A 20,735-nucleotide genomic window follows, 5' to 3' on the forward strand; every position below is an offset into this window, starting at 1 on the left:
TTTTACGCAAAATGTAAAACAGTATCATTTGTTATCAAGTTGCAATTTTAAATAAAGCATCTCCAAAGCAAGCACATAAGGTGTCATAACCGGCGGGTAAGCTTCATCAGGTACAATGGACGGAATTAAGAGACGAACATCAGACAAGGAAGAAACCTGACGAACTTCACTCAACACCAAAGTATAAATGGAGGACATCCGATGATGATCCCTTAAACAAAGTGGTAACTGCTCTGCCTTGTCCAAAGCAAAAATAACTAGAACATTGTTTACCATATGCACCAATGAATTTTCCAAAGCCTGACGGTTGGGTAAAATAAACACAGGCTTTTTAAAAGGAAAGAAGATACGTTGAAAAACTTTGGCTAGGCGCAACTCCAACTCACTCTCAGCAAATAGGTAAATATAGTCTGTCGTTAAGAGCTTTTGTCGTAAATCTGAAATATCTAATGTTTGAACGTAGGTGACGATATCGTGATAAGAATTTTGAACAGCTTTCCGACTCACCTTCACTGCTTTCTCTTGATTTTTCAACAGAGCCTTCAATTCACCAAAACCAGATAGGCCTAGCTTTTGGCAAAATCGAAAAATAGTTGTAGTTGAAACATGAACTGATGAAGCTAGGACTGCTAAGGTTAATGTTCTGACATCACTTGCTATTACAGTATTGTAGATTTGCCAATCGGTTTCCGTTAATGAAGATTGGCAGGTCTGCATTCTATCTTGAAGTGTCATAAGATCCTCCAATCGCTTGTTTATAATCAAAGAAGAGTTGATCGATAATAAAATAAAACGTCGTACTCACTTCATAGGTCAAGCGGGTCGGTGTCTGAACGGATTCTGTTGGAACATATAATCGGTAATCTGCCAACTGAGCCATCGTATTTTGCGAAGTTTGAGTAAATACCAATCGTTTCAATTGATACAATTGACTATCTTTTAAGATGGCAATCCCTTCTGGAGATTCTCCCTTATAAGAAAAGAGAACCAGTAAGTCGTTTTCTTTAAAACATTCTTTGGCATAATCGTATTCCCCTTTATCAAAAAAGACTACCACGCGTTTTCCTAAAGCCGTAAAAACGTGTCGCATGGTTTCGACTTCCAACTTTTGTTCATTTCCTGTTCCATAGAGGTAAAGCACATCAGTTTCCAACAAAAGATTGACAATGTTTTTTAAATCTAGTTTTTCAAAAATTTGGTCAATATACATGTGATAGGATTGAACAACCTCTTCAAATACAGATGTTTTCTCTAAGGTTGTATTAGATTCCTGTCGAAAATTTTTGAGCAAAAACTTCAACTCTGCAAAACCATCTAATTCCAACTTCTTAATCAAGCGTGAAATGGTAGCCCGAGAAACAAAGCAAGCATCAGCCAAGCTCTGAGCTGTTAAGCCAGAATAATCCTGCACCTGCTGCAGATAGCCAATAATCTCTCTTTCTTGAGCTGTTAGCGTTTGAAAATAACGATTCACCAAACTAATAAAATCCACAGCAACACCTCCACCTAGTCTTACTTTTCATTATACTCAAGATGCCTCACTTTTTCTAGCAAAAAAGCAGAGAATTCCTCTCTACTTTAGTTAACTCTCATCTAGTTATTTTGTCTCTTAACAACTATAATCTCTGCACTATTTTGCATGGTTTTAGTCAATAATGGCTAACATTTCTGCACTGCTATTTCCCTAATCAAACCAGTCCCCCATCCACAGAATCAATACTGGCTAGATTTAATCGTCAACCGGTCAATGGTGTCACAGACAAAGTCTCACATCTATCTTTCTAATACTTGTAAATCTAGTTTATTTTCTTCTTTCCACGCGCTGAAACGCTAGATAGAGTAAATAACCAGCCCCCATACCAAAGAAATTCTGTAGCACATTACCTAAAATACCTGCCACAGCAGCTCCCCAGCCATAACCTAAAAGTAGGGCTGCTACTACATACCAACCAATCATAGCCACGCTTGCTAAAACCATGCCAGGCAGGCGTTTTTTCCCAGTCCAACCTGCAAAGAAACCTTGCGCACCATGGGCAATCAGACTGTGAATCATATACTGCGGATATCCCAACAACAAATCAATCAAAAAGCCTGACAGACCGCCGACTACAATGCCAGCTTTATCACCCAAGTAAAAAGCAGTAAAATAAATCCCCACATCGAGCAAGGTCAAAAAACCTGTCGGAGTTGGTATGTGAATATAGGCTAGTACCACGCTAAGCGCCGTCAACACAGCCAGAAGTGTTAACTCGCTTGTCTTAGTTTGTTTCATACTGAATCACTCCATAATCGTCAGATTTTTGAATCGCCGCATGCACAAATGCTTTAGCATCACGAACAGCTTCCTGAGCTGACTTATCAGCAACTAAATAGCTGGCAATAGAGGAAGCAAAGGTACAACCTGCACCAATATTATTACTATTAAGAACAGGGCTTTCAAAAACAATAAGCTCGTTACCATCATAGAAGACATCCATCGCAACAACTCTATCTAAACGACTTCCACCTTTAATCACCACATATTTAGTACCAAGTTCATACAATTTCTTAGCCGCTGTCTTCATATCGTTAAGCGTTTCGATTTTGCTTTGGGTCAATAGCTCAGCTTCTACCAAATTTGGTGTGATAATGGTCACATAAGGGAAAAATTTGAGAAGTTCGTCACGCAAAGCTGAGACCTCAACATCGTGACTTTCCTTGCAGACCAAGACCGGATCTAAAACTACCGGAATATCTGCATGAGCCTTTACAAAATCCAATGCCTGCTCTGCTATTTCCACATTAGGTAACAATCCTAGTTTAATCCCTGCAAAAGGAATATCCTTGAGGGAAGCCAATTGATGTGCAAAGATATTTGGGTCTGTACCAAAAACTTCAAAACCATTCTCAGTTATAGCAGTCAGACATGTCAAGGCAACAAAGCCATGTAGACCATTAACGGTATAAGTAGTCAAGTCAGCGTGAAGCCCGCCACCGCTAAAAATATCATTACCAGAAATAGCTAAAATGTACTTACTCTTCATAACTAATCTCCTTTAGATAAAGACCATTACCTGCAGCTGTTGGCCCTGCTAGCTTGCGGTCTTGTGATTCTAAAACTGTTTTTATCTGACTTATTGGCATGCGTCCATTTCCGATTTTAAGAAGGGTGCCCACCATATTCCGAACTTGCTTGTACAGAAACCCATTGCCTGAGAAAGTAAAGATAAGAAAGCCTGTATGGATATCCCTTTCTACTTTAGCTTCCGTAATGGTACGAACCTTGTTTTGCACGCTGGTGCCAGAGGCAGTAAATCCTGTAAAATCATGCCTTCCTACCAAGTCTTTGATAGCTTCTTGCATCAGAGCCAAATCCACTGGATAGGGATAATGAGTGGCATAGCGTCTCATCATAGGATTTTTGGGACGACCAGTATCTACAAGAAATTCGTAGGTCTTGCTATGTTTATTGTAGCGAGCATGAAAATCATCTGAAACCATTGAAATCTCAACAATATCAATATCATCTGGACACTGGGTATCTAAGCCAAAGCGCAGCTTTTCCACATCACGCGCATGAGGCAAATCAAAATGAATAACCTGACCATAGGCATGAACACCTGCATCTGTCCGCCCCGCACCGTGAATGGTCACTGGGACACCACTATTAAGTCTTTGTAGAGTCTTTTCAATTTCCTCTTGGACGCTCCGCGCATGAGGCTGACGCTGAAAACCTGAAAAATCGCTACCATCGTATGAAATAATTGCTTTATATCTTGTCATGACTAGCATTATAGCAAGAAAATAAGCCTCATGCAAATAAGATAAGTATTTCTAAAAGTAGCACAACATAACAGTTTTAATAAAAATTAATAGACTTATTCTAACAAAAATTGATATGATATAAATAATCATTTTAGTCTTTTTTTTAAATATCAAAAGGAGTACCTATGCTGACCTACAACCTCACCCCACATCACTCTGAACCACTCTATCAACAACTCTATCTTGCACTAAAAAATGATATTACTTCAGTCAAGCTCCTGGGGCATGAAAAGTTACCTTCCAAGCGTAAATTGGCTAAACATCTAGGGGTATCCGTCACAACCGTTGATACTGCCTATCAACAATTAATTGCCGAGGGGTACCTTTACAGTAAACCTAATAGCGGTTTCTTTATCTCTGATATTCAGCACCTTCTAACATCAACTGATACTCCAATTAGACCAGTTTTCCACAAAACTACCAGTCCAGTTATGGATAACACCTTACTTGTCCCTGCTAAACCCTACCAGCACCAGCAGGATTTCCCCTTTAGCGTCTGGAGTAAATTGCTTAAACAGGTACTCAATCAAGAGTCCCATAAACTACTGGAGCCCGCACCAAGCGGAGGGGTTCTAGAGCTGAAAGAAGCTATTGCTCAGCACTTATATGACTTTCGTGGCATGCTCGTCTCTCCTGAACAGATTATCATTGGAGCAGGTACCGAATACCTATACTCCCTCATCAGTCAACTTTTTGGCTCTAAGCATCACATCGCCGTTGAAGACCCATCATACAGCCGTATTGCTAAAGTTTACAATTCCCATCAGATTCCCCTCTCTCATCTCCCCATTATTCCCAGTGGCATCGATCTGGCAGATTTGGAACATAGCAGAGCTGATATTTTACACCTCTCACCTTCTCATCAGTTTCCCACAGGTCAGGTTTTACCTGTGAATAAACGGTATCAATTATTGGGGTGGGCTAGCCAAGCTGACAATCGTTACATCATCGAAGATGACTATGACAGTGAGTTTCGATTTAAGCACCGCCCCATTCCCAGCCTCAAAGAAATTGACCAATCTAACAAGGTTATCTACATGAACACCTTTAGCCGAAGCCTATTGACTACACTCCGCATTGCCTACATGATTTTACCGCCAAAATTATTAACAGACTTTCACGATAAACTAGGATTTTACTCCCCAACCGTCTCCAATTTGGAACAGTATACCTTGGCACGCTTTATCTCACAAGGTTATTTTGAAAGACACCTAAATCGCATGCGCTTGAAATATCAGAAAAAACTTGATTGTTGTCACCAAACCATCAAAAAAAGTCCTCTTAAAGACAAGATTGTCATCAAAGAGGACCACTCGGGTTTACACTTTATTTTGGCTATAGCAACAGAACTAGACGAAAATGTGCTAATTGACAACTGTCATCACTATGGTATTCTCTTGAGCCCATTGAGTGAATTTGCTCACAACAAAACCTCTGTTCCTGAAAATCACTTCGTTATTCAGTACGCCAATATGACTTCGGAAGAGTTTGGGCGGTTAGTGACTATTTTGGAAAAAGTTTTGTAACCAATCATGTTGTCTTGTATTCCCAAAATCAAATCATTCAAGCACTCAAAAGATTTAATAAACCTTTCAAAATAATGGTGACACCATCCACAGTGAGCCTTCCACTAAATTTACTCCCAGCTTATAAGGCAGCTCACACTCTTCTGTCAAATGATCGTACAATTAGCCTTCTTTTTCACCTCAAATACAACTTGATTAACACGATATTCTCAAAAGTTTCTTAACGAATATTAACGACATAAAGATAAGGTAAAGATTACACCAAAGTTGCTAGAGTAGTATTTACGCAATAGACACTATTCGTTATGAGACTCGGCAAAAGTCTAAAAATAGTAAATAGCTTAGAGTAACATCGTCAAAAACATTGATTCTAAGCTATTTTATTTTGTCCAATTTTCAATAGTTTTTGCCCTTCCTCTAAGAAAAACACTATCATAAGCACAAAAGCGTACCAGAACCATTTCACTAAAAAGGCAATCGTATTACTAGAAAACTGCCTTGACATGCTTCGTTGGAAGAGCTCTAGCTTATTACTGAAGCAAAGGAAATACTGTACGATCTCTTCTCACTCCGTTAATGAAGCAAAACAAAACTCTATTCCCCCTGCAAGACCTTAGCTTTAGATATATTGACAATGGTAAAAATTTTAGCTGAAGTTCACAATGGTTTATGGGTGTATTAAAAAATGAATATGACCTTTCTAAACCTTCTGGTAATAAACTAGATAAAGTCGCTTTTTATCAGAAAATCAATGATAATTTGAAGAATGATTTAAACTTGAACTTTATTCTAACCAAAACAGAATACTATCAAGTCTTCAAAGACATTTATCCTAATGGAGCTTTACTGATATCTAGAAGTTCTAGTCGCTAAATAGCATAAAAACAGTTCTCATTTTCTCAACCAAATGACTAAGGCAAGGATTTGAGACATGATAAAAACAACTTTTCGATAATTGAAAAGCTGTTTTTATTTGTGCCATGAAAAACTTCTCACTTCTAAACGAAATGTGTTCAGAGTCAAATACCACTCGCTTAGAAAGTTTATTTCAACAGTTAATAAGTCTGCAGTCTCTTTTCCCAAATCCCTTGTCCAAAAGCATAAAGGGTACAAATAATCCAGTAAAGCAAGGCGACACAAATATAAACTGTCATGTAATCCGATTTAGCTCCACCAACATGCTTAGCCATATTGAACATCTCATCAACCGTAATCATAGCTGCTAACGAAGTACTTTTCACCATATCTAACAAGACATTACTAAGCGGTGGTAAGGCGATACGAAAGGCCTGGGGAATGATGATTTTTCTGTAAATAACTGGCGTTTTCAAACCAAGGGACCTCGCCGCCTCCCACTGGCCATTATCAACAGCTTTCAAAGATGATCGGATAATTTCTGAAATATAAGCACTCGACATTGATGTAAAGGCAATGATGGTAGAAGTGATAGCGTCCAATTGAATCCCCATAAACGGTAGACCGAAATAGATAAAGAAAAGCAGTACCATGAGGGGAATGCCGCGCATCAGCGACACATGAAGTGCAGCCAACCAACGTAAAGGGGCGAGATCCGACATACGCATCAATGCTACGAAAAAGCCACATATCGTCCCTAGACCAAAACCAATCAAGGACAAGGCTAGCGTAAAAGGAAGGCCTTCTAAAATCTTAGGAATCGCTTCAAGAGCTAATTTAGGATCAAAAATAGCTTGCCAATTGATAAACATTGTAACCCTTTCTATTCAAAGAGGTTGGGATACATTTCCCTGGCCTCTAAAAAACTATCATTATCTTTCGTCTTTTACGAAATTCCCACCTACTCAGTAAGAAGAAATGTTTTAACTAGGCACTCAAACCCCCTCATGCTAATATTGCGACCAATCTTAGATGATCGACCCCTTGGTAATAAGTTTTAACATTAATTAGTTAAATGATAGACAATATTAGTCAATATCAACAACAGGTAGTTTATCGGCTCCTTCTGCTGGTTTTGTTAAATCTTGACCAGCATAGTGAGTCTCAGAGATTGATTTAAGCGTGCCATCTTCTTTCATTTCTTTGATAACCTTGTCAAGTTCTTTTTTAAGACTGTCGTCTTTTTTACTCATTACGATAACAGATTCATTAGGATTGTACTTCACATTTCCCATTTTAACTTTGATATCTGGGAATTTTTCCGTAATCACTTTTACTGCGATGACTTGAGTGTAATAATCATTTGGAATAAAATCTGTACGACCTGTTGACACATCACGAAGATACACATCGTTGGTTACGTTATCATAAATAACTGGATCTGCACCTTGTTTTTCAGCAATTTTCATGAACGTCGTTCCAGCACCACCACCTGCTCTTTTCCCTTTCCAATCTGAAAGGTCTTCAGCAGTAATGTTTGATGAGCCATCTTCACGGACAATCATCCCACTCACTGAGTATTTGTAAGCTTCAGAAAGATTGTATTTTTCACGACGTTCTGCTGTCGGATTAAGGTTATTGACCGAGATGTCCACCTTCCCTGAATCAACTGATGTCAAAGCTTCCGCAACACCAATTTCTTGGTATTCAATTTTGAGATCCAAACGTTTCCCAATTTCATTCATCATGTCAACTTCATAACCAACAAGATTCCCATTATCATCACGATATGATGTTGGAAAAAGCGTTCCTGGGGTTGCTACTTTTAAAACACCATCTTCTTTGATTTGCTCCCATTGTGTTTGACTTGCTTTTTCACCACTTGTTGAACAAGCTGTCAATACTAAGGCAGAAAGCAGGGCGGCTGACGTCAATAACTTTTTAAACATGTGTTTTCTCCTATTCATAGCTGATCTTCGGCGACCAACTTCCTAACTTTATCACAATCACTTTGGCTAGACAACTAATTGAACCTGAAAATGAGGTGTTTACATTTTCAGAAAATGATTGGACTCAATCTGTTCTGCTAAAGCTAGCAAAAGATCTTCTCGTCCTTTAGCTGCTGTGAATTGTACGCCAATTGGATATCCTTCTGCTGTTTCATAAGTTGGTAAACTGATGGAAGGCTGTCCTGTCAAATTAGCCAATTGCGTAAAAGGTGTCCAAGCCAGACTATGCTCAAACATTTTCCAAATCAAATCTTGCTGATCTGAGAGAGAAAAGTCACTCATCTGCCTTAAATCCTGCTTCAAACCTTCTGAAAGATCGAATTGACCGTGTTTCGGGGCTATATGAGCTACTGTTGGTGTCAACAAAAGGTCATAACGTTGGTGGAACTCAGCCATCACCGCACTATAACGATCCCAGTCTTGCAGCACTTTCGAATACCTTTTAGCCGGAATCATTTGACCGCTTTGGTAAATGGCCCAAGTCATCAATTCCATATCATCCAAAGTCATTTTGCGATTCAAATGATGCTCAATCTCATCAAACATTTGAGCTGTTTCAACACTGTTCATGACGTAATAAGATTTCATAACTTCGATGCCATCAAGTGGATCTTGGTCGATAGCGACAAGTTGATGCCCTAATGCTTTTAAGGCCTCAACAGTTTGAAGCACCGCTTCCTGAGCTTCCTTAGAAACTGGACTACCGATTGGTGAGTCAAGACGGTAAGCAATGGTTAGAGGCTCTGCTATGTTTCCAAAAAGTGCCTCAGCAGATAAGGTCGGCAAAGGAAAAGGACTCTCTAGCTGACAGACCTGCATACCATAGAGAAGAGCTCTGGTATCACGGACAGACTTAGTGAGGGCAAAATGACTAGAGGCTCCTTGCCAGCCTCGATAAGAAGACGGGCCAACTGGCAAACGCCCTCGGCTTGGTTTAAGTCCAATAAGCCCATTAAAACTTGCTGGAATACGAATGGAACCACCGCCATCAGATGCTCCCGCAATTGGTACCATACCAGAAGCAACCGCGGCGGCTGCACCTCCTGACGATCCACCCGCATTACGAGTAAGGTCTTTAGGAAGACTCACCGAACCATGTAACTGGCTATCTGAAATGTTTTTAAAGCCAAATTCAGGGGTGTTTGTTCGACCTAGGACGATAAAACCTAGCTCTTCCATTCTTTTAGTGTAGTTATCGGTCTGATAAGAACGATAATTTGCAAATAATTTTGAACCTGATGTTGCTAGTTGCCCCACTTGGTTTTGCCCTAAATCCTTAAGTAAGATAGGTACACCTGCAAAGGGAGCATCTATCACCAAAAGACGTTCAGCCTTTGCTAACGCTTCTTCAAACTGTTCTGACACGACGGCGTTGAGTTTGGGATTAAGGGTCCGAATCGTCTCAATACTAGTTTCAACAACCTCTTTAACAGAAACTGTCCTATCTTTTATGGCTTGAGCCATTGCAGTTGCATCTTTCCACATAAGCATCTCCTTTTCTATACCCTTGTAGCCTACCATGAATGCCTAAAATCAGCAAGTAAAGCGGTTTTAATAGACTAAAAGCAGCTAGCGTAATGCCAACTGCCTTTATAATAGCGTAAGCTTAAGTTTTCTATCCTTAACTGTTTTTTGTAGTCAAGGAACTATTGTTTCAGATTCCTTCTAGTCTTACAATTCTTCAAAAGCGTCTTTTACCTTGTCAAAGAAGCCTTTTTTCTTAGGATGAACATCATCCATGCCACTTGCTGCCGCAAAAGCTTTAAGAGCCTCTTTTTGGGCATCGTTTAATTTTGTTGGGGTAACAATATTAACCGTAACGTGTTGGTCACCTTGACCATTTCCACGTAATTGCGGAGCTCCCTTACCACGAAGACGGAAAGTTTTACCTGTCTGAGTACCCGCTGGGATAGTCATTTCCACATTACCATGAACCGTTGGAACTTCAACGGTATCTCCTAGCGCTGCTTGAACAAAATTAATATTCAACTCGTAGTAAATCGTTGTGCCTTCACGCTCAAATTTGTCACTCTTACGAACACTAATCATAACAAAGAGATCTCCGTAAGGACCACCATTGAAACCAGCCTCACCTTGGCCTGACAAACGAATTTGTTGCCCTGTTTCAACACCTGCTGGAATCTTAACAGAAACCTTGTGAGCGCGTTTTTCATGACCAGAACCATGACAAATTTGGCACGGATCTTTGATTTCTTTTCCACGACCATGGCAGACATCACAAGTCACTTGACGACGCATCATACCAAGTGGTGTTTGCGTATCCACATTGATCACTCCTTGACCATGACAACGACTACAAGTTACAGGACTTGTTCCTGGTTTGCAGCCATTACCACCACAGGTGTTACACTCTGATTCACGTTGATAGCTCACTTCTTTTTCCGTTCCAAAAATAGCTTCTTCAAACGTTAAATCAATACGGTATTGAAGGTCATCACCTTGACGAGGGGCATTAGGATTGCGCATCCCTCCGCCCCCTCCAAAGAATGAAGAGAAGATATCTTCAAAACCACCGAAACCACCAGCACCTCCGAAACCTTCAAAACCACCGCTACCGAAGCCTCCATTAGCCCCAGCAGGACCATATTGGTCATAAGCCGCACGTTTTTGTTCATCACTCAATGTTTCATAAGCTTCCTGTACATCCTTGTACTTTTGCTCAGCGCCAGCCTCCTTATTGATGTCTGGATGGTATTTCTTTGACATCTTACGATAAGCTTTTTTAATTTCGTCTTGCGAAGCGTTTTTAGAAACGCCCAGACGATCGTAATACTCTGTATTGTTCATAATTTATGATACAAAGGCGTTAAGAAAACCGTATGAAAATAGGAAACTGACGTAGTGTGTCAAACACACCAGGAAGTTTATCTTTTCACTAGGTTTTTAGCCTGTGTTCGAATAAACGAACTTGTATTCCTTTCTATTGATTTACTATGAGAAAACAGAAAATCCTGATTTTCTAGACGATTTATCTTTTTCACACAGCTTTTAGGGCGGGTTCAATTCCTTTCATCATGATATTAAGCCATTAAACGACTCACAGAAATTTAGGAAAATCGACGCAGGTGACGAAACACCTAAGAGATTGTATCTTTTCCCTAGCACGTTATGCTATTAGGAAACTTTTTACGATTACTGCCATCCGCTAGAAGTAGATATCATTCTTGATTAGCCACGATTTCAATTTTTATCTGATTAGGGTCTTCTAAAAATAAGGCAAAATAATTTTCTCCACCAGCGTAAGGGTAGGCATCCTCATACAAAAATGTGACTCCCTTATCAGCTAAGGTCATTCTCAATCGTTCAATATCCTGTGGAGCCCCACCAGAAAAAGCCATGTGATTTAGACCAACTTGCTTTCGATGGTAGGAAAAACTAGCAAATTTGTCTTCAACTTGAACAAAAACGAGGTAATGTTGGTCATCCTTATAAGAAAATCCCTCACGCCACTCTTGATAAAGAACGTATCCTAATTTCGGTAACAACAAATCGTAAAATTGACGAGACTTAACCAGGTCATCAACGTAGATTTCAACATGATGTAACATGTCTCTTTTACCTAAAAACAGAGGCTGGGATTCAACCTCTGAGTTTTCAATTTTTTATTTTCAGTTATGAGAGTTATTTTTCTGTAAACTCTCCATCAACGACATCATCACCTGCGTTGTCAGTTGATTGAGCACCTTCTTCGCCACCTGCTGCTTGTTGTGCTGCGGCAGCTTGTTCATACATTTTCACTGCAAGAGCTTGTGCTTTTTCGTTAAGCGCTTCAAGTTTCGCTTTCATGTCATCAAGATTGTTAGCTTCTTGCGCTACTTTCAATTCGTCAAGAGCTGCTTGAGCGGCATCACGTTCTGCGTCGAGGCCTTTGCCTTCAGTTTCTTTAATCGTTTTCTCAGTTGCAAAGATAGCTTGGTCAACTTCGTTACGAAGATCAACTTCTTCTTTGCGTTTTGCATCTGCTTCTGCGTTAGCTTCCGCATCTTTCATCATGCGTTCGATTTCTTCCTCAGAAAGACCGTCGTTAGATTTGATAACGATATGTTGTTCTTTTTGTGTGCCAAGATCTTTTGCCTTAACAGATACGATACCATTCTTATCAATATCGAAGGTTACTTCGATTTGCGGGATACCACGAGGCGCTGCAGGGATGTCTGTCAATTGGAAACGTCCAAGAGTCTTGTTGTCTGCTGCCATTGGTCGCTCACCTTGTAGAACGTGAATATCAACAGCTGGTTGATTGTCTGCTGCAGTTGAGAAGACTTGTGATTTAGAAGTTGGGATTGTTGTGTTACGGTCGATAAGTTTTGTAAAGACACCACCCATAGTTTCGATACCAAGTGACAATGGTGTTACGTCAAGAAGAACAACGTCTTTAACATCACCAGTAATCACACCACCTTGAATAGCAGCACCCATAGCAACAACTTCGTCAGGGTTAACTGATTTATTTGGTTCTTTACCAGTTTCAGCTTTAACAGCTTCGACAACAGCTGGGATACGAGTTGAACCACCAACAAGGATAACTTCGTCGATTTCTGACAAGCTCAAACCTGCATCTGAAAGAGCTTGACGAACAGGAACTTTTGTACGTTCTACAAGATCACGGGTAAGGTCATCAAATTTTGCACGAGACAAGCTCATTTCCAAGTGAAGAGGACCAGCAGCGCCAGCAGTGATGAATGGCAAGCTGATTTGTGTTTGAGTCACACCTGAAAGGTCTTTTTTCGCTTTTTCAGCCGCATCTTTCAAACGTTGAAGTGCCATCTTGTCTGCTGACAAGTCAATGCCATTTTCTTTCTTGAATTCTTCTACTAAGAAATCAATAATTTTTTGGTCGAAGTCATCACCACCAAGTTTGTTATCACCCGCAGTTGCCAATACATCGAAAACACCGTCACCTAATTCAAGGATTGAAACGTCAAATGTACCACCACCAAGGTCAAATACCAAGATTTTTTCGTCTTTATCAGTTTTGTCCATACCGTAAGCAAGAGCTGCCGCAGTTGGTTCGTTGACAATACGTTCTACTTCAAGACCTGCAATTTTACCAGCATCTTTAGTTGCTTGACGTTGCGCATCGTTGAAGTAAGCAGGAACAGTGATAACGGCCTTAGTCACTTTTTCACCAAGGTAGTCTTCAGCATAACCTTTAAGGTATTGAAGAATCATTGCTGAGATTTCTTGTGGTGTGTATTCTTTCCCATTAGCAGAAACTTTTTCAGACGTTCCCATTTTTGATTTGATTGAGATTACTGTATCTGGGTTTGTTACTGCTTGGCGTTTAGCAGCATCACCAACGATGATTTCACCATTTTTGAATGATACTACTGAAGGTGTTGTACGGTTACCTTCTGGGTTTGCGATGATTTTTGATTCAGTTCCTTCAAGAACCGCAACTGCTGAGTTTGTTGTACCTAAGTCAATACCGATAATTTTAGACATAATATAAGATACCAAGAACGCCGAGAAAGCGACAAGAATTTTAGGAAATCAACGATGTGGGCTTGCACACAAGGTGATTTATCTAAATTCCGAGCTTTCCGTTCGGGTTCAATTCCTTTCAAATTTATAAACTATTTTATTTTTTTTTGACATTTTTCTTAGGTGATGGGGACGGCAGCGACCTCCTACGGAGTTCCATGCCTAAATCTTGAACCCAAGGTTTCAAAATTTCCTTGCCAGATAACAATCCTTGTTATCTGACTAGCACCATGGCAAAAAATATCGTGTTGCTTACTTCGTTCGCTTCATTGCTGACACGCCTGAAATAGCAATCTTATTCCTTATTTTCATAGTTTATCGTCATTTCGGACATGATTCATTTTATTGATTAGCTACCATCACTGGTTGATTACGACATGAGATAGCAAAATTGATACCATTTTGCTAGCGAGAGCCTAATAAGTGCCCCATGATTGCCGTATAATGATGAGGCGTTTTAATGCTCATCATTATTGATTAGTTATACACCACTACCATAGCAGGTCTCAGCAAGCGCTCATGCAATTTGTAGCCTTTTTGGAAGACTTCTGCGATAGTATCTGCTGGGTGGTCATCATCTGCTGGTAGAGTTTGGACTGCCATGTGGAAGTTGGGGTCAAAGGTTTCAATAGTGACTTCCTCAACCCCTTCTTCTTTAAGGGCTTGAATCAAGCTATCACGCGTCATCTCAAGACCTTTTTTCACATCGTCTGTCAAGCCTTCAACAGCTAACGCACGCTCTAGGTTATCTAAACTTGGCAAGATTTTTTTAGCTAAATCTTGTGAGCGATAACGTTGTAAGGTTTGGCGTTCTTCGTTAGCGCGGCGCTGAATATTTTGCATTTCAGCATGTGCGCGCAAGAACTTATTTTCAAACTCATCAGCTCGCTCATTGGCTAACTCAAGTTCAGATTTTTCAGGAACCTCAGGCATTTCTTCGACAACTTCTTCAGTCGCCTCAACTGCCTCTTCCTTTAGTTCTTCATTTTTCACTTCTTCTGACACCTTGTGCCTCCTTCTTTCTTAATAAATCTCTTCATGTTCAATGCACTTCATAGTGATTACTATTGAGATAGCGGTAATAGTCTGTCAATTTTGCGACCATTACACGACTGATAATATTGATCAGACTAACATTTCTGCGGTAATCCATCTCAACAGGACCAATTAAGCTCATCAGCGCCATTCCTCGATAAGGGATAAGAAACTGGTGGCTAATCACCGTCAACTCTGACAGAGCAGGTTCTTGACTTTCTGCCACTTGAACTGTCGTTGTTTTGTCTTGAGCAATAGCAGAGCGTAATTCAAGAGCGACCCTTTGTTCGTTATCCAAAAACTGATACGTTGATAGATTAGAATAAGCTAGCGCAGCTATTTTTCCTTCAATAAAGACAGTCTCTTGGAAAAGATGGCTAAAGATGTAATCAAATAACGACAAGACATTATCAGTAGTCTTAAAATACTTTTGAACCACTTGAGGAATCTCAGTCCTCAATTTATAATGAATATCCAGCACCGCTTTTCCCACAAAGCGCTCATCTATAAGAGCCTTAAGGATTACCAAATCGTTAATCAAGAAGTTCTTAGGAATCGCAAACTGTACCGTTACTGGTTTTGATTCATCTAAGGTCAACACCGCTAGGGCATCATGGCTGGACAATTGAACGATATCAAACCCCGTCAGCTTCTGACGCGTTGGCTCCACATCCTGAACGATGGCTGTGTAACCTGTCATATCAGACAACAGCTTACTCGCCACACCTAGAATGTCATCCAGTTTGAAAGCCTCAAAATCAAAAGTCTTAATCACTTGATAAACGTCCTGTTCATCAATACTATCAAGGTTCAGCGAATGGGTCACAAAATATTGAAAACCTGCTCGACTTGGTAAACGACCGCTTGACGTGTGCGCTTTTTCAAGAAAACCTAACTTTTCAAGCTTTGCCATATCATTTCGAATGGTAGCAGAGCTTGAAGAAATCAATTCCTGTAAAGCCTTTGAACCAACTGGTTCATGCGTTTGGGTGAACATCTGAACAATCAAATTCAAAATGTCATTCTGACGTTCCGTTATCATAAGAGCCGTCACCTTCCTTTATCTTAGCACTCTATATATCCGAGTGCTAGCTTATGATTCTATTATACTCTTTTTTATCCTCTTGTCAACAAAATTAGCACTCTTTTTACAAGAGTGCTAAAAATCGGTCTGAGGACCTAGTAACTTCTTGGTTAAGGATTTCTAGACCTAACAATATAAAGATTTGTTCCATTTTCCACCGCTACACATCATCTATGAAAGAATACATCTGGTGAAATAGCTGCTGATTGAGCCACAGTAGAAGCTTCTATGATTCTATCTCTAGCAGCGTCAGACGTTCCATTATCTGAGTACGCTGGATTTCCTGCTGGAATAAAAATATAAGCGGGGTCTCCATAAAGATTAAACTCTCCTGTCTTTAAGGTCAATAATGGTAATTCTGTATTTTTAGAAAACGGTGATACTTCAAATGGTAGTTGAAACATTTACTAATACTGAACTTGAGATTTATGGCCGTATCATCAACCATTGCCCACTTGAATCGGTGAAACATATGCCTAAGCAACCGCGCTTTATGTATGAACAAAGTACCAATGCAGACACTCATATTCGTATTTTAAACAACTTAACTATAACTGCTAAATATTTTTCTGAGCTTGGTTATTATGCCAAGGCTGATGAAATTATTAAAAAGTAAAGGATTTACAAACATTTGAAAGAGGTTACTTATCAACAGCTCTTATGTTTCTAGAGGTAGAACACATCTATGATCAATTTCGCTGGAATAAGCCTGAGGCCATCCCTTTTGGCTAAAAATCTTTTTCAATTCCTTGAAAGCGCAAAGTTTATTGATACCAACTATTATTCAAACTCTATCAGAGCATTCACTTATAGACTTAACAAAACAGGTAAAGAACTATTCTAAGATTTCTTATTAAACAAAACCGCTAGACGTTCATTACGCCTAGCGGTTTTGTTATATATATCTTCAAATCTAGTGTGTTTCTTGGGCAATCAACTCTGCCCCTTTTTCACGATAAGACAAATCTCCGATTGTATCAACGGTAAACTTACCATCATCAAAAGTCACTTGGGTAACGCTACCATTAGCAATATATGTCGTTTTTTCATAATTTGGATCAATCAATGACAAAAACGTTCCAATGGTCATGCCGTGGCTAACAATGAGAACATCGCCACCACCACCTGCTTCTATTTGTTGAGCAATGCTGGTAAAACCATTGATAATACGCCCACTAAGTTGCTCCCAAGTCTCTGCCCAACCAGCAGTATCAGCTTCATAGATACCATTAGCCATTTCCTTGTAGCTCAATTCCTTATGAGAACGATTAAAGATACGGGGCAAGATGCCATGGAATAAATCAACATCATAACCACCATCCATGCTACCAAAACACCACTCACGAATGCGTTTATCTCTTGTGTGAGGAAGGCGTGGCCGCTTCATCTCCTCCAAGATAATATCTAGGGTAAGGATTGTACGCCCTAAGTCGCTCGTATAAGCTGATTGAAACTCAATCTCCGCCTCACGCAGACCACGCCCAAGTTCACGGATACCTCTTTCACCTTCTTCAGTTAAAGGAGTATCAGACCACCCTTGTGCTCTTCCAACCGTATTAAACATGGTCTTCCCATGTCGTGCAATAAATAATCGTGTTGCCATCCTTCTATCCATTAGAATAGTGAAATCTTAACTGATTTTTAGAAATCAAGGATAATCGTGAACTAGGCGCCAAGGTCCCTCATCATTCTAAAACACTATTCTGTTCAGTATCTAAACTGAACACCCTTCCTTCTATAGTACTACTCTAGTTTACCATATCTTGGACATAATGGAAAAATAAATCAAATGCATATAGGCATTTTTGACCATAAACTGGGACTGATCCTCGCCATATAAGAAAAAGACCAAGTCCCGTGGGAAATTGAACTTGGTTTATCTATACCGTAAGAAATAATTGTTACTCTGCTATCACTAGCATTGATTTAATGGCTTTGCGGTCTGCCATATCTTGGTAGGCTTGATTAACATCAGCAAGGTCATAAGTGTTTGTAAAGACTTTACCTGGATTGATGTCTCCATCTAAAACAGCTTTAAGAAGCACACCTTTGACATAAGTTGTCACTGAGGCTGAACCACCACCAAAGGAAATATTTTGTGCAAAGGTTGATCCGATTGCACGATTATTGTAGTGAGGAACTCCAACGTATCCCACACGGCCACCATTATGAAGCACACCTAGGGCTTGTTCGATAGAGGCTTCTGTTCCAACACATTCTAAAGCTGCGTCAGCACCACCGCCTAAGATTTCACGTACCTTAGCAATCCCTTCTGCACCACGTTCGGCTACGACAGCGGTAGCTCCTAACTCAAGCGCCAATTGTTGACGGTCTTCATGGCGACTCATCATGATAATCTGAGAAGCTCCGCGCATTTTTGCCGCAATAACAGCACACTGACCTACGGCACCATCTCCGATAACGACCACTTTATCACCTTTTTCAACATGTGCCACGCGCGCAGCATGGTAACCTGTCGGCATGACGTCAGCAAGGGTTAACAGTGATTTCAACATGCCTTCAGAGTAATCAGATGGTTGCCCAGGAACCTTGATAAGAGCCCAGTTTCCGTAGTGGAAACGTAGATACTCAGCTTGGAAACCACCACCCCAGTTGGTTGGGGCTGGGTGATTATCACAAGTCCCATCAAAACCAGCACGGCAAGCATCACAGTGACCACAACCATGCGTGAAAGGAGCAATCACAAAATCCCCGGGTTTTACCGTCGTAATGTCTGGTCCAACTTCTTCGACAATGGCTAGCGCTTCGTGACCTGAATTATTGGTGTGATTCTCACGCGCATCTCCGTGTGAATAAGACCAAAGATCTGAACCACAGACACAGGCACGAACGATTTTTAAAATCACATCATCACTGGCTTGAATCATTGGTTTTTCAACATCTTCAATAATCATAGAACCAGCTTTTTCAAAAATAGCAGTTTTCATTCTTCCCCTTTTCTAAAATCATTTAAACATTATACCATCTCATCTTATCATTGGTCCAACAACAAAATCACAAAGCCCCCATAATGCGGTGAGGAACATACAATTCATCTAGGTAAGCAACATCATCTGTAGTCAAAGTGACATCAAAGGCACCCATAAAGTCGTCCAGATAAGCTTCTTTTGTCACTCCTAAAATCGGTGAGTGCATTCCCTTAGTCCAGAGCCAAGCTAGGGCGATTTGTGAGCGAGAAACACCATATTTTTCTGATAATTCTGCCACTCGTGCTACGATTAAGCGGTCCTGCTCCTCAGTGCTGTCATATTTGGCTTTTGCCGTGGTATCTGTCGCACTACGAGCTGTATCGGCCGTCCAGTCTCTGACAATTCTTCCAGCAGCTAATGGACTATACGGAGCCAACCCTACTCCATAATCTTGACAGAAAGGAATCATTTCACGTTCGTCCTCACGGTAGAGCATATTGTAGTGATTTTGCATGACAGAAAATGGCGTCCAACCATTTTTTTCTGCCACATATTGCGCTTTTTGGAATTGCCAAGCATACATAGCAGAAGCTCCCAAATAACGCACTTTACCACTTCTTACCAAGTCATTAAGGGCTGACATGGTTTCTTCAATCGGTGTGCTGTAATCCCAACGGTGGATATAGAGAATGTCAATGTAATCTGTTCCCAAACGTTTTAAACTACGTTCTACCTGATGGAGAATGGCCTTGCGAGACAGACCATATTGATTTGGTTTTTGTTCACCATTTGGCAGGTCGCTGAAAAAACACTTGGTAGCAATAACCACATCTTCACGCTTGGCAAAATCCTTAAGAGCTCGTCCTAAAATTTCTTCACTGGTACCAGCTGCATAGGTATTTGCTGTATCAAAGAAATTGATTCCCAAATCCAAGGCTTTTTTAATAATGCTTCTACTTTTTTCTTCATCTAAGAGCCAACCCGAATGAAAGCCCATGCTTGCATCTCCGAAGCTCATACAACCAAGGCAAATTTTTGACACTTCTAATCCAGTATTTCCAAGTTTTGTGTATTCCATCATATGGTCCCCTATTCTTCAAATAACTCTTGCTCGTGAGGTAGGATATTCTGTTTATAATTCTCAATCTTGTACTGCAAACGATCACGAGCTTGTGTTAACTCCGATAAGCGTTGGTCAATATCATCTAATTGCTCAGATAATAGTGCAATACGAGCTGGTATGGTATGGTCCCCTTGATTTAATAATTGAATGTACTCAATCAGAGGTTCCACTCCTACACCAGCATTACGATAACAGCGGACAAATTCCAACAATTGAATTTCACGATCTGTAAAATCACGGATCCCTGACGCATTTCTCGTTACAGGAGGAATCAAACCAATCCTCTCGTAGTAACGAATGGTATCTGCGGAAATTCCTGTCAATTCACTAACTTTTTTGATATTCATGACCGCCTCCTTTCACCTTTCCTTTATTATAAACCTTGAAGTGCACTCCAAGTCAAGTAAAAATTAAAGGCGAACTTAAAAATGTCTCGCCTTATTTTCTTCCTTAAGATATTATTGAGGTCCCTGTCTCATTTTCAGTAAGGACAAATGATATACTCCCCTTATAGTGGACAGTGAAAAAACAAAAATTCACTAGAAACTAAAAGGGGAGTTTTCACATGTCAAAAAGAAGTCCAAAATCAGTAGAAGAAAAACTAGAGATTGTTAACTTGTATCTAGAAAAAGGGAAATCCATTTCAAGTTTAATAAGGGAATATGGCGTCAGTGATACCGCCATTAGAACTTGGGTTCGTAAATACAAACATCTAGGTATAGCAGGACTAAGAGAAAGTAAAACTTGGACGAGGTACTCAAAAAAAATCAAAGAACAAGCCGTACAAGATTATCTTAATGGAACAGGGTCAACGTATACTATTTGTGACAGGTATCAAATATCCTCTAGAAGTGTTCTCGAAAC

At 40.1% G+C, this 20,735-nt stretch carries 22 protein-coding genes; 4 read left to right on the forward strand and 18 right to left on the reverse strand.

Annotation, left to right across the window (positions count from 1 at the left end; translation table 11 throughout):
• Positions 1 to 24: 24 nt before the first annotated feature.
• The 5 genes from ACFPQ3_RS05625 to truA form a co-directional block, all read right to left on the reverse strand.
• Positions 25 to 735, reverse strand: a complete 711-nt coding sequence (locus tag ACFPQ3_RS05625) for a MurR/RpiR family transcriptional regulator (RefSeq protein ID WP_156806574.1) — start codon at positions 733 to 735, stop codon at positions 25 to 27.
• Positions 719 to 1,492, reverse strand: coding sequence for a MurR/RpiR family transcriptional regulator (locus ACFPQ3_RS05630; protein WP_156806575.1), 774 nt, complete (start codon positions 1,490 to 1,492; stop codon positions 719 to 721). Before ACFPQ3_RS05630 ends, ACFPQ3_RS05625 begins: the two co-directional genes overlap by 17 nt.
• 309 nt (positions 1,493 to 1,801) lie before the next feature.
• Positions 1,802 to 2,272, reverse strand: coding sequence for an ECF transporter S component (locus ACFPQ3_RS05635; protein ID WP_156806576.1), 471 nt, complete (start codon positions 2,270 to 2,272; stop codon positions 1,802 to 1,804).
• The gene (locus ACFPQ3_RS05640; protein ID WP_156806577.1) at positions 2,259 to 3,023 is read right to left on the reverse strand and encodes a bifunctional hydroxymethylpyrimidine kinase/phosphomethylpyrimidine kinase; all 765 of its coding nucleotides are present in this window, start codon (positions 3,021 to 3,023) and stop codon (positions 2,259 to 2,261) included. The genes ACFPQ3_RS05635 and ACFPQ3_RS05640 overlap by 14 nt, the downstream gene beginning before the upstream one ends.
• The gene (gene truA / locus ACFPQ3_RS05645) at positions 3,013 to 3,762 is read right to left on the reverse strand and encodes a tRNA pseudouridine(38-40) synthase TruA (RefSeq protein WP_156806578.1); all 750 of its coding nucleotides are present in this window, start codon (positions 3,760 to 3,762) and stop codon (positions 3,013 to 3,015) included. The genes ACFPQ3_RS05640 and truA overlap by 11 nt, the downstream gene beginning before the upstream one ends.
• Positions 3,763 to 3,929: 167 nt before the next feature.
• On the opposite strand from truA, the gene pdxR reads away from it, so the two are divergent.
• Together pdxR and ACFPQ3_RS05655 are read left to right on the forward strand one after the other, a co-directional pair.
• Positions 3,930 to 5,330 carry a MocR-like pyridoxine biosynthesis transcription factor PdxR gene (pdxR, locus tag ACFPQ3_RS05650; protein ID WP_156806579.1) on the forward strand — a complete coding sequence of 467 codons (1,401 nt, stop codon included), beginning with the start codon at positions 3,930 to 3,932 and terminating at the stop codon, positions 5,328 to 5,330.
• Between the two features lie 669 nt (positions 5,331 to 5,999).
• Positions 6,000 to 6,203, forward strand: coding sequence for a hypothetical protein (locus ACFPQ3_RS05655; protein WP_156806580.1), 204 nt, complete (start codon positions 6,000 to 6,002; stop codon positions 6,201 to 6,203).
• A 182-nt stretch (positions 6,204 to 6,385) separates the two neighbouring features.
• Here the strand turns inward: ACFPQ3_RS05655 and ACFPQ3_RS05660 are convergent, their stop codons facing one another.
• The 9 genes from ACFPQ3_RS05660 to ACFPQ3_RS05700 all read right to left on the reverse strand — a co-directional run bounded on the left by ACFPQ3_RS05660 (position 6,386) and on the right by ACFPQ3_RS05700 (position 16,222).
• Entirely contained in the window at positions 6,386 to 7,057 is a 672-nt protein-coding gene (locus tag ACFPQ3_RS05660) for an amino acid ABC transporter permease (protein WP_156806581.1), read from the reverse strand.
• A gap of 216 nt (positions 7,058 to 7,273) precedes the next feature.
• Positions 7,274 to 8,134, reverse strand: a complete 861-nt coding sequence (locus ACFPQ3_RS05665) for a transporter substrate-binding domain-containing protein (protein ID WP_156806582.1) — start codon at positions 8,132 to 8,134, stop codon at positions 7,274 to 7,276.
• A gap of 99 nt (positions 8,135 to 8,233) precedes the next feature.
• Positions 8,234 to 9,679 (reverse strand): amidase, encoded by a 1,446-nt coding sequence (locus tag ACFPQ3_RS05670; protein ID WP_156806583.1) that lies wholly within the window; start codon positions 9,677 to 9,679, stop codon positions 8,234 to 8,236.
• Between the two features lie 186 nt (positions 9,680 to 9,865).
• Positions 9,866 to 11,002 (reverse strand): molecular chaperone DnaJ, encoded by a 1,137-nt coding sequence (gene dnaJ / locus ACFPQ3_RS05675; RefSeq protein WP_156806584.1) that lies wholly within the window; start codon positions 11,000 to 11,002, stop codon positions 9,866 to 9,868.
• A 371-nt stretch (positions 11,003 to 11,373) separates the two neighbouring features.
• The gene (locus ACFPQ3_RS05680) at positions 11,374 to 11,763 is read right to left on the reverse strand and encodes a VOC family protein (RefSeq protein WP_156806585.1); all 390 of its coding nucleotides are present in this window, start codon (positions 11,761 to 11,763) and stop codon (positions 11,374 to 11,376) included.
• 73 nt (positions 11,764 to 11,836) lie between these two features.
• Positions 11,837 to 13,660, reverse strand: coding sequence for a molecular chaperone DnaK (dnaK, locus tag ACFPQ3_RS05685; protein WP_156806586.1), 1,824 nt, complete (start codon positions 13,658 to 13,660; stop codon positions 11,837 to 11,839).
• 516 nt (positions 13,661 to 14,176) lie between these two features.
• The gene (gene grpE, locus ACFPQ3_RS05690; RefSeq protein ID WP_156806587.1) at positions 14,177 to 14,704 is read right to left on the reverse strand and encodes a nucleotide exchange factor GrpE; all 528 of its coding nucleotides are present in this window, start codon (positions 14,702 to 14,704) and stop codon (positions 14,177 to 14,179) included.
• Positions 14,705 to 14,741: 37 nt separating this feature from the next.
• Positions 14,742 to 15,776 carry a heat-inducible transcriptional repressor HrcA gene (hrcA, locus tag ACFPQ3_RS05695; RefSeq protein WP_156806588.1) on the reverse strand — a complete coding sequence of 345 codons (1,035 nt, stop codon included), beginning with the start codon at positions 15,774 to 15,776 and terminating at the stop codon, positions 14,742 to 14,744.
• 209 nt (positions 15,777 to 15,985) lie between these two features.
• A complete protein-coding gene (locus tag ACFPQ3_RS05700) occupies positions 15,986 to 16,222 on the reverse strand; it encodes a hypothetical protein (RefSeq protein WP_156806589.1) in 237 nt (78 codons plus the stop codon).
• On the opposite strand from ACFPQ3_RS05700, the gene ACFPQ3_RS05705 reads away from it, so the two are divergent.
• Positions 16,207 to 16,434, forward strand: a complete 228-nt coding sequence (locus ACFPQ3_RS05705; RefSeq protein ID WP_198039914.1) for a hypothetical protein — start codon at positions 16,207 to 16,209, stop codon at positions 16,432 to 16,434. The two genes, ACFPQ3_RS05700 and ACFPQ3_RS05705, sit on opposite strands and share 16 nt — an antisense overlap.
• A gap of 297 nt (positions 16,435 to 16,731) precedes the next feature.
• Here the strand turns inward: ACFPQ3_RS05705 and ACFPQ3_RS05710 are convergent, their stop codons facing one another.
• The 4 genes from ACFPQ3_RS05710 to nmlR form a co-directional block, all read right to left on the reverse strand.
• Complete coding sequence (locus ACFPQ3_RS05710; protein ID WP_156806590.1) at positions 16,732 to 17,421, reverse strand: histidine phosphatase family protein; 690 nt, start codon at positions 17,419 to 17,421, stop codon at positions 16,732 to 16,734.
• Between the two features lie 298 nt (positions 17,422 to 17,719).
• The gene (locus ACFPQ3_RS05715; protein WP_156806591.1) at positions 17,720 to 18,766 is read right to left on the reverse strand and encodes a zinc-binding dehydrogenase; all 1,047 of its coding nucleotides are present in this window, start codon (positions 18,764 to 18,766) and stop codon (positions 17,720 to 17,722) included.
• Positions 18,767 to 18,833: 67 nt separating this feature from the next.
• Positions 18,834 to 19,826: an aldo/keto reductase gene (locus ACFPQ3_RS05720; RefSeq protein ID WP_156806592.1), complete on the reverse strand. Its 993-nt coding sequence runs from the start codon at positions 19,824 to 19,826 to the stop codon at positions 18,834 to 18,836.
• Positions 19,827 to 19,837: 11 nt separating this feature from the next.
• Positions 19,838 to 20,218: a stress response transcriptional regulator NmlR gene (gene nmlR / locus ACFPQ3_RS05725; RefSeq protein ID WP_156806593.1), complete on the reverse strand. Its 381-nt coding sequence runs from the start codon at positions 20,216 to 20,218 to the stop codon at positions 19,838 to 19,840.
• A gap of 218 nt (positions 20,219 to 20,436) precedes the next feature.
• Between nmlR and ACFPQ3_RS05730 the strand changes: the two genes are divergently transcribed.
• On the forward strand, positions 20,437 to 20,735 hold a 299-nt coding region (locus ACFPQ3_RS05730; RefSeq protein ID WP_156806594.1), incomplete at its 3' end, for a helix-turn-helix domain-containing protein.

It is taken from the genome of Streptococcus caledonicus, from assembly GCF_042656225.1.
Lineage (GTDB): Bacteria > Bacillota > Bacilli > Lactobacillales > Streptococcaceae > Streptococcus > Streptococcus caledonicus.

Coding starts and splice junctions, on each gene's coding strand:
- pdxR (WP_156806579.1), top strand. CDS start 3,930: ATGCTGACCTACAACCTCACCCCACATCACTCTGAACCACTCTATCAA.
- ACFPQ3_RS05670 (WP_156806583.1), bottom strand. CDS start 9,679: ATGTGGAAAGATGCAACTGCAATGGCTCAAGCCATAAAAGATAGGACA.
- ACFPQ3_RS05680 (WP_156806585.1), bottom strand. CDS start 11,763: ATGTTACATCATGTTGAAATCTACGTTGATGACCTGGTTAAGTCTCGT.
- ACFPQ3_RS05640 (WP_156806577.1), bottom strand. CDS start 3,023: ATGAAGAGTAAGTACATTTTAGCTATTTCTGGTAATGATATTTTTAGC.
- nmlR (WP_156806593.1), bottom strand. CDS start 20,218: ATGAATATCAAAAAAGTTAGTGAATTGACAGGAATTTCCGCAGATACC.
- ACFPQ3_RS05715 (WP_156806591.1), bottom strand. CDS start 18,766: ATGAAAACTGCTATTTTTGAAAAAGCTGGTTCTATGATTATTGAAGAT.
- ACFPQ3_RS05655 (WP_156806580.1), top strand. CDS start 6,000: ATGGGTGTATTAAAAAATGAATATGACCTTTCTAAACCTTCTGGTAAT.
- ACFPQ3_RS05700 (WP_156806589.1), bottom strand. CDS start 16,222: ATGTTTCAACTACCATTTGAAGTATCACCGTTTTCTAAAAATACAGAA.
- ACFPQ3_RS05710 (WP_156806590.1), bottom strand. CDS start 17,421: ATGGCAACACGATTATTTATTGCACGACATGGGAAGACCATGTTTAAT.
- ACFPQ3_RS05635 (WP_156806576.1), bottom strand. CDS start 2,272: ATGAAACAAACTAAGACAAGCGAGTTAACACTTCTGGCTGTGTTGACG.
- truA (WP_156806578.1), bottom strand. CDS start 3,762: ATGACAAGATATAAAGCAATTATTTCATACGATGGTAGCGATTTTTCA.
- dnaJ (WP_156806584.1), bottom strand. CDS start 11,002: ATGAACAATACAGAGTATTACGATCGTCTGGGCGTTTCTAAAAACGCT.
- ACFPQ3_RS05720 (WP_156806592.1), bottom strand. CDS start 19,826: ATGGAATACACAAAACTTGGAAATACTGGATTAGAAGTGTCAAAAATT.
- ACFPQ3_RS05705 (WP_198039914.1), top strand. CDS start 16,207: ATGGTAGTTGAAACATTTACTAATACTGAACTTGAGATTTATGGCCGT.
- ACFPQ3_RS05665 (WP_156806582.1), bottom strand. CDS start 8,134: ATGTTTAAAAAGTTATTGACGTCAGCCGCCCTGCTTTCTGCCTTAGTA.
- dnaK (WP_156806586.1), bottom strand. CDS start 13,660: ATGTCTAAAATTATCGGTATTGACTTAGGTACAACAAACTCAGCAGTT.
- ACFPQ3_RS05625 (WP_156806574.1), bottom strand. CDS start 735: ATGACACTTCAAGATAGAATGCAGACCTGCCAATCTTCATTAACGGAA.
- ACFPQ3_RS05660 (WP_156806581.1), bottom strand. CDS start 7,057: ATGTTTATCAATTGGCAAGCTATTTTTGATCCTAAATTAGCTCTTGAA.
- hrcA (WP_156806588.1), bottom strand. CDS start 15,776: ATGATAACGGAACGTCAGAATGACATTTTGAATTTGATTGTTCAGATG.